Genomic DNA, 12,043 nt, shown 5'->3' on the forward strand with positions numbered 1-12,043 from the left:
ACTTTTCGGCGTCAGAAGTGGGGATGCACTGCTATGGCTTAGGCTGATTATTACCGCTATGCTGGCTGTTGCCGCTCTTACTGCGGTGTTGCTGCGGATGTCCGCCACCGCCCCGGTTATTATGACCGGATGGTTTGTGATTACGGTTACCACTACCACCAGGGCGCTTTTTACCGTGAGGGCGACCTCCACCGGAACGGCCGGACTTAGGCGTGTATTCCGGTACCGGGCCCAAATCTGGGGGAACGGTAGCCTTGACTACAGGTTTTCCCAGTACTTCTTCGATCCGGGCAAATTTCCTTTGTTCCTTTTCACTTACAACGGTGTATGCGGTACCATCTGTGGCCGCCCGGGCAGTACGTCCGATACGGTGAATATAATCCTCCGCATCGTTTGGCACGTCGTAGTTGATCACCAGGTCGATATCCTCAATGTCGATACCACGGCTCAGAATATCCGTGGCTACCAGCATTTTCAGTTTCTTGTTTTTAAAGTCCATGAGTACCTGTTCCCTTTTTTCCTGCTCCAGGTCGGAGTGGATCTCTTCCACGGAAAAACGGGCTCTTTTGAGCTCATGGCAGAGCTGTTTTACGTTCTGCTTACGGGAACAGAAGATAATGATGCTGCCGAACTGTTTCTGTGACAGAACATGTTTCATCAACGCGATCTTCTGGTCTTCGAAAACTACGAAAGCCTCCTGTACGATCTTGTCAGGCGGTTTGGAGATCGCGATATTGATCTCTTCCGGCTGATGCAGGATCTTGAGGGCCAGTTTACGGATCTTGTCGGGCATGGTAGCCGAAAACAGGAGGTTCTGCCTTTGCTTGGGCAGAAAGGACGTAATCTTGATGATATCGTCATTAAAACCCATGTCCAGCATACGGTCTGCCTCGTCCAGTACCAGGTACTTCACAGCATCCAGTTTTACATAGCCCATATTCAGATGTGCGATCATACGCCCAGGCGTACAGATCACGATATCCACCCCTGAAGTCAGTGCTTTCTTTTCTGCAGAGAATAATGCTCCGTTGCTACCGCCGTATACGGCAATAGAGCTGACAGAAGTAAAGTAGGACATACCTTCCAGTGTCTGGGCAATCTGTACTGCCAGTTCACGGGTCGGTACTATTATCAGTGAGTTGATCTTATGCGTCTCGTGGGACTCGGTGATTAAACGGTGCAATATAGGCAACAGGAACGCCGCGGTTTTACCAGTACCTGTCTGTGCGCAGGCCAGAATGTCCTTCCCGGCAATAATCGGGGGGATAACTTTTTCCTGAACAGGCGTCGCGGTGGTATATCCCATTGCATCTATTCCGTCCAAAACCCGATCATCCAGGTCAAATTCGTCGAAATACAAATGTTAGATGGTTTTGATTCAAAAAAAATATTAGTTAAAGATACGGAATTGTACTCAGACACATACGGTATGTTCTTTGCAGCAAAGCCGGATACCAATAACCCGTCTGATATGATCGAAAATTTGCAGCGCGATCTCCATCTTCCGCCATTTTTATGGAACATTTTACTCGGATGTGCAGCCCTGATCAGTGGCCTGATCATCAAATATCTTGTGTCCATCTTTCTTAAATACACCTCCAGGAAGGTGACAGATTATTCATTTGTCAGGTCTGTATTGAATCGCCTGGGAATGCCGCTCAGCTATTTTCTGCCCATGCTCATCCTGGATATCGTACTGCCCTTTATGGAGCTCCACAGAAAGCCGATGGCACTATTAAGTAAGATAGTAGAAATAGGCCTGATGGTTTCTTTTGGCTTTATGCTGATAGGATTGGTCAAGTTTTTTGAGGACTATATATCGCATACCTACGATCTCAAAAAAGAGGACAATCTGCGGGAGCGGAAAATGCGTACCCAGCTGCAGTTTGTACGTAAACTGGCCATCAGTATGATCATGATACTGACGTTTTGTGCTGTACTGCTCAGTTTTGATAATCTGCGTAAGATTGGCGCGGGATTGCTGACTGGCGTCGGGGTTGGCGGTATCATTGTTGGTTTCGCCGCACAGCGTTCCCTGTCCAATTTTCTGGCAGGGATGCAAATTGCTTTTACGCAGCCCATCCGTATTGACGATGTGCTGGTAGTGGAAGGAGAGTGGGGCCGAGTGGAAGAGATCACGCTCACTTATGTGGTGGTCGGCATCTGGGACCAGCGCAAGCTGATCCTGCCCATCAATTATTTCATAGAAAAGCCTTTCCAGAACTGGACAAGGACCGGTTCTGCGATACTGGGCACCGCGTTCCTTTACCTGGATTATACGGCGCCAATTGATGCTTTACGGTCAGAATTTGAGCGTTTGCTGAAGGATCAGCCGCTATGGGACAAGCGGGTACAGGTAATGCAGGTCACCAACATTACAGAGCAGACCATAGAAGTTCGTATGCTGGTCAGCGCCAACAGTTCGGGTAAGGCTTTTGACCTGCGTTGTTATCTCAGGGAGAAAATGCTTGCTTTTATCCAGGAGCATCATGCATACTGTCTACCAAAAAAGCGCGCTATTCTTGAAGATGGTGGGGAGCGTTTGCTGACCAATGATCAGATCAGGTATGATCATCGTTGATCTCTACCCAGTAACCGTCAGGATCGGTGAAATAGATCTGTTTCACACCGTCCACACGGAGGGTAGGCTTGTCTGCTTCTCCTTTCCAGCTTTCAAAAGGAATGTGATGCTGGCGCAGACGGGTCATAAATTCTTCTACTGAGGGAACACTGAAGCAGAGGTGCGAGTTTTTGTCGTGGGTTACAATTTCCTTTGCTCCGGATATAATGTGCAGATGGCTGTGTTCAGCTACTTTGAACCATGTGTGGCGGCCATCGTGGAAAGGCTCGGGGATGGTATCTATCTGGATAATGTCCCTGTAAAAAGCCGTGCTTTTTTCAAGGTTATAAACATAAAGCGCTATATGATTTAACATAGCGCTTTTCCGCTGTGCGAAAGTGGGTATACCGGAGATGATCATAACAGCCACCAGTAAAAGGCATTGTGGAATCCGTTTTTTCATGCTCCAATATAATCAATGCGAATCGAATTTTATGAATTTTCTACTCACTTTAATACCAGTATTCAGGATCAGTGTTACTACGTAGACCCCTGGATTAAAACGGCTCACATCTACCTGGCGCTCAAACCTGGTACCTTGAGCGTTATTAGGAACGATCCCTTGTTCCGCGTACACCATGTTTCCACCAATGCTGATAATACGGATATCAATCTTATTCACGGAAACGGTATCCTCCCTCATGTAAACGATGGTCAGTTTTGGCGTCGTAGCGATGGGGTTCGGATACAGGACCATGTCATTATCTTTCAGGATCAGGAGATTTTGCAGTGGGGGTTGCAGAAAGCCCTGCGTGAGAATAGCCACATCCGGATACTTAATGGTGGTTACAGCGATATCACCTACTGACCAATCCAGGTCAAGTCCTGCTTCAAACGTGTCACTAACTTCATAAGTGACGTTCTTACTGGTGCTGGTGATTACCTGTCTTTCAATATATTGCGCGTGCGCCGCTCCTGAAACCAGGAGGGACGCACACACTATATTGGTAGTTAATATTTTTCTGATGACGGTCATTATCAAGGTTTTTCTTCAGTAAGGATTTCCATTTCCACTCTTCTGTTCTTTCCTTTGGCAGCTTTGCTGTCGTTGGCAGCGAGAGGTTTCGTTTGTCCGTACCCTTTGGTAGTGATCCTGTTTGCGGTAACACCCTTGCTAACCAGGTATTGTTTTACAGCCTCACTTCTTTTTTCTGATAAAGCCTGGTTAAATGCTTCTGTTCCTTCATTGTCAGTGTGGCCGCTCAACATTAACTGCCATTCCGGGTGCGCCTGCAGCAGGCTGGCCATTTTATCCAGGGAAGGTAGTGACGTTGTTGCGATATCTGCTTTTGCACTGGCAAACTGAAGGTTGGAAAATGCTTTATTGATAACCTCTTTTTCTGTTGTTTTCAGATCTACTGTTTTGAGGACTGGTTTAGCGCTAGCCGCAGGAGCATCAGGAGTTGCAGCTGTAGAAGCTTCCTGTACCGGTAATGGGCCAGGACCTACAGGGAAACGTCTGTCTGAATAAGGGAGCACTGTTCCATCAGGCAGTACTTCATCCGCACGGGATGCAACGATCTGCCAGGTGAAAGGAACATTTGATTTACCACCCTGTAATTCTTTTACATCAAATCCTTTAGCTGATTTATTGGTCACATACACACCATTACATTCGCCTTCCAGCTGAATGAACACCTTCATCGGGTGTTTGGCGTCTACGCGGATCACTTTTGTAAGCAGGCCTTCCAGATCAATGTGAGCAGCACCATTCTGAAGTTCACCGGTTCCGAAGTCCTGAAACAGCACCTCAGGCGCTTCTGTACAGAAAAGGAGACGGTTTTCACCAGCATTGTCTTTTACAACAGTTGATTTGGTACCGTTGGAAATGAGACCATAGATACCGGAGGAATTGGCGCCTGCCAGGTAAGCGTATACATGAACGGAGCTGATACCAGTACCAAACTGGAAAACACCACCCCAACGGTCAATATCAGTTGCGTTACCTTTTGCAAATCCATGTACACCTACACCGGTGTTCAATCCGCCTGCGGAACCAGCTACGCCGGCGCCACCAATCGGATATACCACTACCTCATTATTACCACCACCTACTACACCCATACCGTTGGTAGCTGTTGTTCCAAAACCAACCACGCCTGCGCGGGTACCAATACCCATCATACCACCACCGATGGTAGGCGGATTGGTGAACAGGTCAGGTTTCAGGTTGTTACCGATACCTACCACACCGTAACCGGAAGCATGCGTGGATGAACCCATTACACCAGCGGATCTTACTTCTGTAGTAGGTTTATAAGGAGAGTTCGTGGTACCTTCCACACCCAGACCACCGTTGGTGGAAGAGTTAGTACCTTTTACACCCTGTATATAGCGGGAAGTACCAGTACCGAGAACCGCAGGTCCGAAAGCAGTAGCACCTCTGATACCAGGGCCGCTACCAAAGTTATAACCTGCAACACCAGCACCTGTACTGCTGTTAGCATACCCTACGATACCATTGGAGTAATTAGGGTCGCCATTAATAATACCAGTAGGCACTTCACTGGAAAATACGGTTAATACTGCTTTACCTACCTGCGCACCCGCATCGTCAGTCCCATTCAGGATGGTCATTGGTTTATCAGGGAAGGTGCGGAGCCTTTCAAAGTTAGGAGCAGTACCACCTGCTTTTATAATAAATGGATTATCATCTACTGTACCGATAAAATCGAGCGCGGGGTTAGTGTCTTTGTTACCTCTGACCAGCCATGCCCTGTTTGCTGATTTTACTGTATCGGTATTGGCCGTTGTAGTCAGACCGATGGATCCGTTATCCTGGAATTCCAGGTTTGACAGGTTCCATCCTGTACCGTCCTGCGCCAGTATCTGCCAGGTGCCGGTGGTATCGTAGATATAAGCTTTTCTGTCGGTGCTGTTGTAATATGCCTGGTTTGTTATCGCGCTGGCAGGAGGTGCAGCTAAAGTACCGAGCCAGCTGATAGAAATACCGGTAGAACCATCCTGTGCCAGCACATTCCAGCTACCGGCGCCGGTAGTATCGTAGATATAAGATTTTCTGTCTGCTGTATTGTAATAGGCCTGGTTTAATGTAGGACTGGCAGGAGGAGTTGCCAGAGAGCCCAGCCAGCTGATAGAGGTACCGGAGAGACCGGATACACCATCTTGTGTCAGGATCTGCCAGCTACCAGCGCCAGTAGTATCATAGATATAAGATTTCTTGTCTACTGTGTTGTAATAGGCCTGATTCAGTAGCGGACTGACGGGTGGTGTTGTCAGAGAACCGAGCCAGCTCACACCTGTACCAACACCATTCTGGCCGCTTTCAGAGAAAACCTGCCAGGCAGAACCATCATATATATATGCTTTCCGGTCGGTCAGGTCGTAATAGGCCTGGTTTAATCCCGGACTGGAAGGCGCAGACGTAAATGAGCCAAGCCAGCTGAGGGAGGTACCCGGCAAACCGTCCTGGGCCATGATGTTCCAGTTGGCAGTACCACCAGTAGTATCGTAAATATAGGAGCGTTTGTCTGTACTGTTATAATAAGCCTGTCCTGCTGAAGGTGTTGCCGGTGGAGTGGCGAGTGTACCGAGCCATACGATGCTTACATTGGTGCTACCATTTCCTCCGCCGCCAGAGCCACCGTTCGCAGCATAGAGTGCATAAGGCACTGCCATGAACGGCATTACACCCATAGGCACGAAGGCACTTTGTCCACCCATGGCCATATCCACTCTCAGGTACTGATTACCCTTGCTCCAGGGAATGTTTTTGAAGTCCCCGATCTCAGGAGTACCGCCACCTATCACCGCGGTGAAGAGGCCTTGACTGTTGGTAAGGACGTCATGTATTTCCGTGTATATCGGATTGGCGTCAGGACCACCGTCAAGGATGCTGAATTTTATACGTACTGTTTGTAACGCAATTACAGCTCCTTTTGGGTTTTCCCTGGCAATAGCCTGGTAGTTGATACCCCATAAACCACTTTGCTGTGCTTTCGCGAAGAAGCTCAAACAGACGAAAATGGGAATAAATACAATGAGTAAAATTGCTTTCATCTCATACAAGTTATAACAGTAATAAGGCTATAAGTATATAATATTACATTATATATTATATTATAAATAAAGTAAAGATATGATTAATATTCTATTTATTCTTATTTTAATGTATTGTTTACACAAACCTGCTACACGTTGGATGTAGAAATGAAGGGGTTATACTCATTTCTACTCATATTTTTACAACTTTCGTGGTATATGAACTGAAAGAACACTTGAAGTAAGAGTGGGTTATTACTTGATTATCAATGTAAAGCAGTTTGATGCTTTTTCGGTGCTTATACTCAATTCTGCCTGCTTCCCCAAAACGTGTTACCATATTTAAAAAGATAGTCTTATAGAACATAATTTCGCCAGTTACAGGAGATAATTCATTGCAAATTATTTTCATGGGTATGAGATCTTCAAGCCCGTCTTTCGTTTTCTCCGTTCCCCTCCGTATATTGCCTGTCTAAAGGAATATTGAGATATGCAATTGGGACTTAAGCATTATCCTATGCTGGCTGCTTCACTATTATTAGCGGGCATGCAGGTAAAGGGACAAGAGAAAAAAACAGCTTTCACCGCAGCAAAAGACTTTAAGCCGGTAGAATATGTAGATCCCTACATTGGTTCGGGTGGTCATGGTCACGTATTTGTGGGAGCGAGTGTACCATTCGGTGCTGTACAGGTAGGACCTACTAACATTGTTAAAGGGTGGGACTGGTGCTCCGGATACCATTATTCGGACAGTGTGGTGATCGGTTTTCCGCAGACGCACCTGAGCGGCACCGGTATCGGCGACCTGGGAGATGTACTGATCATGCCTTATACCGGTAAGATCAGAACGAACCACGGCAGCCAGGAGGACCCTACCAGTGGATATGGTTCCCATTATACGCATGCGCACGAAACAGCTAAACCAGGGTATTACGCTGTACAGTTGGAAGATTATAATATTAAAGTAGAGCTAACCGCTTCCGAAAGGGTTGGTTTTCATAAATATACTTTCCCGCAAGGCGAAGAAGGTCATATCATTATAGACCTGAAAGAAGGCATCGGCTGGGATGCTCCGGTTGAAACCTTTATCCAGAAGAAAGATGATTATACCCTAGTTGGTTACCGTCTTTCCAAAGGCTGGGCAGAAGACCAGCGCCTCTGGTTTGCTATCCGCAGCAGTGTACCCCTGAAAGATTTCCAGGTGTTCAATGGCGATGAGAAACTGGTGGGTACCGAGGGTAAAGGCAAGAATATCAAGGGGGTGATCTCCTTTGATAAAGCGCCGGCGCAGGCAATGCTGAAAGTGGGTATTTCCCCGGTTAGCAGTGAGAATGCCCTGGCAAATATCAACAGCGAGATCCCGTCCTGGGATTTTGCAGGTACCGTGAAAGCTGCCAGCGCAAAGTGGAATAAGGAACTGTCCAAAATACAGCTGGATACCAAAGATGTAACCAACAGGAGTATCTTCTATACAGCTTTGTATCATACCATGATAGGACCTGCGCTCTTCAACGATCATAACCGCGCTTACCGTGGTACTGATAAGAAGGTGTACAGCAATCCGGGTTTTGACAACTATACCGTTTTCTCCCTCTGGGATATTTATCGTTCCTGCGCTCCTTTGTATACACTGACACAGCCTGAAAGGGTAAACAGCTTTGTAAACTCTATGGTGACCATCTACAAACAGCAGGGCAAACTGCCTATCTGGCCACTCATGGGTAGCGAGACAAACTGTATGGTGGGTTATCACGCAGTACCGGTGATAGCAGACGCTTATCTGAAAGGATACAAAGGTTTCGATATCAATGCTGCCTTTGAAGCCATGAAAGCATCTTCTATGAGAGATGATCTGGGTATGAAAGATATCAAGGCAAAAGGATACATTCCGGCTGATAAGGAATATGAGTCTGTATCCAAAGCGATGGAATACGCAATAGACGACTGGTGTATTGCTGCCGTAGCAAAGAAACTGGGCCGTACCGCCGATTTTGAATATTATTCAAAAAGAGCAGGTTATTATAAGAACTACTTCGACAGCACCATTAAGTTCGTTCGCCCGAGAATGGACGATGGCAGCTTCAAAACGCCTTATGATCCTTTCAACTCTATCCACGAGAAAGGCGACTTCACTGAAGGTAACGGCTGGCAGTATACCTGGCTGGTACCACAGGATGTAGAAGGTTTGATCAGCCTGATGGGCGGTGATGACGCTTTCACAAAGAAACTGGATAGCCTGTTCGTAGCAAAAGGCGATATGGGCGCCCAGGCTTCTAATGATATCTCAGGTCTGATTGGTATGTATGCACACGGTAATGAGCCAAGCCATCACGTGACCTACATGTATGCTTATTCCGGCAATCAATGGAAGACAGCTGAAAAGGTGAGACAGGTAATGAAGGACTTCTATACCAAAACGCCTGAAGGCCTGGCTGGTAACGAGGATGTTGGTGCGATGTCTTCCTGGTATGTATTCTCTTCCCTGGGCTTCTATCCGGTAAATCCAGCCAAAGGCATTTACGTGTTTGGTAGTCCGCTGTTCGAAAAAGCCAGCCTGAAATTACAGGGTGGTAAGACGTTCACCGTAGAAACTGTCAATAACAGCGCTGAGAATATCTACATTCAGCAGGTAACCCTGAATGGCAAACCGTATAACAACAGTTATATCCGTCACGCTGATATCCTGAAAGGAGGAGCACTGAAGATCACAATGGGCAACAAGCCTTCTGACTTCGGAAAACTGGCGGCTAACCGTCCGGATTCAAAGTATTGATCATATAAAGATATGAGGCAAATGGCTGCTCTGTAAAGTACGGAGCAGCCATTTTTCTTTATATTATAGTCTGTTTACAGATGCATAAAAAATCTAATGGGCTGCGGCGCCGTTTCCTGCGCAATCGTTTACCCTCACGCCCTCATAACAATTTGTTAGCAAATGCGTTAACTGGCAATTAACAGTTTTAATGAACGGATGTGCGTAGCTTCATGCAATAGATTGCAGTGAATGAACCTGCATTGCCCACGTGCGGAGCCATCTATCATAAAAAATGAACAGTTAAGAATGATGAGTGAAAATCACGAACACATTTACCAGTTGTTGCTGAAGAAGCGTAATGGCACGATTAACGAATCTGACGATCAGTATGTATCAGCGTTAATTAACGGTCATGAGGATGTTGAATTAATGTGGAGGGCATTGAAGCATAGTTTTTCATTGCCGGGGGAAGAGAAATTCTGGCAGCAGATAGATGTAACGAACGCCTGGAGCGCTGTAAGGAGTGAATTGACCGTTAAACATACCGGGATCCTCAGTATCAGGAAATGGCTGTTTGCTGCTGCAGTAGTAATTGTTGCCATGGTGGGCATCAGCCTGATATGGAAAAATATACACCGCAAGGCGGAGCAAGCGCCGACAGTAGTAACAACCCCTCCAGCTCCGATTAACGGTCTGCAGTTACAGCTGGCAGGAGGAGAGACTATTGCGCTGCCTTATAACCAGGAAAAACAGGATATCAAGGCTGGCGATGTACAGCTCAGCGCTGGCGCAAAGAAACTGCAATTTACGGGTGGTACTGCCATGGGAAATGGCTTTAATACGCTCACAGTACCCCCAAAAATGGATTATAAACTGTTGTTGTCAGACGGTACGGAAGTATGGCTGAACGCTACTTCCAGATTGCGTTTCCCATTTAGTTTCTCAGGCGATAAGCGGGAGGTATACCTGGATGGAGAGGCCTATTTCCAGGTAACAAAAAATGAGTCCAAACCATTTATTGTACATACCGAGCAAACGGATATCGAGGTACTGGGTACGTCTTTTAACGTTAACGCTTATAACGATGGTCTTACGAGAACCTCGCTGGTGAGCGGCTCGGTTGTTGCCAGGGCGGATGGCAAAGAAGTACATCTGCGGGCAGGGCAGGAGGCCGTTTACAAGACAGACCGGGGCTATGATGTACACTCATTCGATGAGAGTGAAGTGCTGGCCTGGATGAAAGGGGTATATGTATTCCATAACACCTCTCTGATGGAGATTGCCGAAGTGCTGGAACGCTGGTATGGTGTGAAGGTTATTTTTGACAATAAGGCGCTGGCCGGTAAAAAGTTTACCGGAGGACTTGAAAAGCTGCAACGCCTGGATTACTTCCTGGAAACCCTGGAACTGATCGGCGACATCCATTACAGCTACGACCAGAGCGGTGCCCTGCATCTGAAATGAATTACCTATATCAAAACACCATTAACTAACGATAACAGGACTCCGTCAGCAGTCCATATGTTTGTGGCCTCGGGACGACAACCCGGGGAACGTCTACGATAATATTTTGTATTGCTGCGTAAGGTGTTTGATAGCATATTTTATCAATGAATTATGCCCTGTAAGATTCAGCTTTTTGGAGATATTATGCCTGTGATTCTCGACAGTTTTAATACTGATATTAAGCGTCTGTGCAATCTCTTTCGTGCTCATCCCTTCTGCAATCATCTGCATCACCCTGAATTCCGTTTTACTTAGTTTATGATGGACCTCAGGAGGAATAACGGGCATAGAAACAATGGTCGTATGCTTTTTCTCTCTCTGCTGTACATTAAAGATCGTAAACCGGGTCAGCCGGGATTTAACACTCAGCAACAATTCCTTACTCTTAAAAGGCTTTGAAAGGAAGTCGTCCGCGCCGAGATTCATCCCCATGCGCATGTCTTCTTTTCCTTCCTTGCCGCTGATGAAGATAAGGGGAATATGCTGAAGGGATGGGTCGTTCCGCAGTTCCATCAGAAAATGATACCCGCTTCCGCCACGCAGTCTTACACCGCATACAACAAGATCGGGTTTGTACTGCCGACAGATATAAATGCCCTCTTCCGGAGTAGTGGAAGTGTAGACGTCGTAATGCTGCAGGGTTAATAACTGTTGAATCTTTTTTATTAAAGCAGCATCCTCTTCAATAACGAGTATTCTATAAATTGGCTCTTTCATTGGCTAACTAGTTTGAGGTAGTTTGTTCGTCCCCGTTAGTGCTTTCGTTTTTACACCTGTTTGCCGGACATTCGGATGATTGTTTTCTATTAAACGTATAACCGCCGCTGAAATTGGCAGTAGGCAAAGATTCTATCCGCATAGTTATAGGTCGCGTATTAATTTTTCTCTTCAAATAAGTCTTTTTAATTAATCGATGAACAATTCACATCCGTACAGTCAGCAGCAATGTAAACCGGACAATACAGGATTACTTTTAATGAGGTTTTCCAGGGAAGATTGGCGGGTAAAAACAGTCAGGCAGCGAGCTGGGCGTAAATATGCGTCAAATATTGGGGCCTTTTACTGCCAGGACCGCTGTGCTTCTTTAAAATAAGTGTTAGCACCTAGAAATATGTGTGTCCTTACTCATTTTCTATATTGGCTCCTGAAATTTACGAAAT

8 protein-coding genes are annotated in these 12,043 nt (G+C 46.3%); 3 read left to right on the plus strand and 5 right to left on the minus strand.

All coding sequences use genetic code 11. The features are described from left to right. Window positions 1-31 precede the first annotated feature (31 nt). Window positions 32-1,360: a DEAD/DEAH box helicase gene (locus BLR32_RS32200; RefSeq protein ID WP_089838530.1), complete on the minus strand. Its 1,329-nt coding sequence runs from the start codon at window positions 1,358-1,360 to the stop codon at window positions 32-34. A gap of 111 nt (window positions 1,361-1,471) precedes the next feature. On the opposite strand from BLR32_RS32200, the gene BLR32_RS32205 reads away from it, so the two are divergent. Beyond that, window positions 1,472-2,581, plus strand: coding sequence for a mechanosensitive ion channel family protein (locus BLR32_RS32205; protein WP_089838647.1), 1,110 nt, complete (start codon window positions 1,472-1,474; stop codon window positions 2,579-2,581). On the opposite strand, the gene BLR32_RS32210 is transcribed toward BLR32_RS32205, so the two are convergent. Genes BLR32_RS32210 through BLR32_RS32220 form a run of 3 tightly spaced genes read right to left on the minus strand, consistent with a single transcriptional unit; the run spans window position 2,562 to window position 6,640 of the window. Continuing rightward, entirely contained in the window at window positions 2,562-3,023 is a 462-nt protein-coding gene (locus tag BLR32_RS32210) for a VOC family protein (protein WP_245705578.1), read from the minus strand. The two genes, BLR32_RS32205 and BLR32_RS32210, sit on opposite strands and share 20 nt — an antisense overlap. A 12-nt stretch (window positions 3,024-3,035) precedes the next feature. Further along, a complete protein-coding gene (locus BLR32_RS32215; protein ID WP_089838533.1) occupies window positions 3,036-3,596 on the minus strand; it encodes a T9SS type A sorting domain-containing protein in 561 nt (186 codons plus the stop codon). Window positions 3,597-3,598: 2 nt separating this feature from the next. Further along, the gene (locus BLR32_RS32220; RefSeq protein WP_089838535.1) at window positions 3,599-6,640 is read right to left on the minus strand and encodes an OmpA family protein; all 3,042 of its coding nucleotides are present in this window, start codon (window positions 6,638-6,640) and stop codon (window positions 3,599-3,601) included. A 472-nt stretch (window positions 6,641-7,112) separates the two neighbouring features. Between BLR32_RS32220 and BLR32_RS32225 the strand changes: the two genes are divergently transcribed. After that, window positions 7,113-9,395, plus strand: a complete 2,283-nt coding sequence (locus tag BLR32_RS32225; RefSeq protein ID WP_089838537.1) for a GH92 family glycosyl hydrolase — start codon at window positions 7,113-7,115, stop codon at window positions 9,393-9,395. Window positions 9,396-9,626: 231 nt separating this feature from the next. Beyond that, a complete protein-coding gene (locus tag BLR32_RS32230) occupies window positions 9,627-10,841 on the plus strand; it encodes a FecR family protein (protein ID WP_089838539.1) in 1,215 nt (404 codons plus the stop codon). A 93-nt stretch (window positions 10,842-10,934) separates the two neighbouring features. On the opposite strand, the gene BLR32_RS32235 is transcribed toward BLR32_RS32230, so the two are convergent. Beyond that, window positions 10,935-11,600, minus strand: a complete 666-nt coding sequence (locus BLR32_RS32235; RefSeq protein WP_089838541.1) for a response regulator transcription factor — start codon at window positions 11,598-11,600, stop codon at window positions 10,935-10,937. Between the last annotated feature and the right edge of the window lie 443 nt (window positions 11,601-12,043).

Origin of the sequence: Chitinophaga filiformis (assembly GCF_900102545.1) — a bacterium.
In the GTDB taxonomy this organism is placed as follows: domain Bacteria; phylum Bacteroidota; class Bacteroidia; order Chitinophagales; family Chitinophagaceae; genus Chitinophaga; species Chitinophaga filiformis.

What these genes read in the sequence shown, in the direction of transcription:
- BLR32_RS32210 (WP_245705578.1), bottom strand. Translation starts at nt 3,023, where the DNA reads ATGAAAAAACGGATTCCACAATGCCTTTTACTGGTGGCTGTTATGATC.
- BLR32_RS32215 (WP_089838533.1), bottom strand. Translation starts at nt 3,596, where the DNA reads ATGACCGTCATCAGAAAAATATTAACTACCAATATAGTGTGTGCGTCC.
- BLR32_RS32220 (WP_089838535.1), bottom strand. Translation starts at nt 6,640, where the DNA reads ATGAAAGCAATTTTACTCATTGTATTTATTCCCATTTTCGTCTGTTTG.
- BLR32_RS32230 (WP_089838539.1), top strand. Translation starts at nt 9,627, where the DNA reads ATGAACCTGCATTGCCCACGTGCGGAGCCATCTATCATAAAAAATGAA.
- BLR32_RS32235 (WP_089838541.1), bottom strand. Translation starts at nt 11,600, where the DNA reads ATGAAAGAGCCAATTTATAGAATACTCGTTATTGAAGAGGATGCTGCT.
- BLR32_RS32225 (WP_089838537.1), top strand. Translation starts at nt 7,113, where the DNA reads ATGCAATTGGGACTTAAGCATTATCCTATGCTGGCTGCTTCACTATTA.
- BLR32_RS32205 (WP_089838647.1), top strand. Translation starts at nt 1,472, where the DNA reads ATGATCGAAAATTTGCAGCGCGATCTCCATCTTCCGCCATTTTTATGG.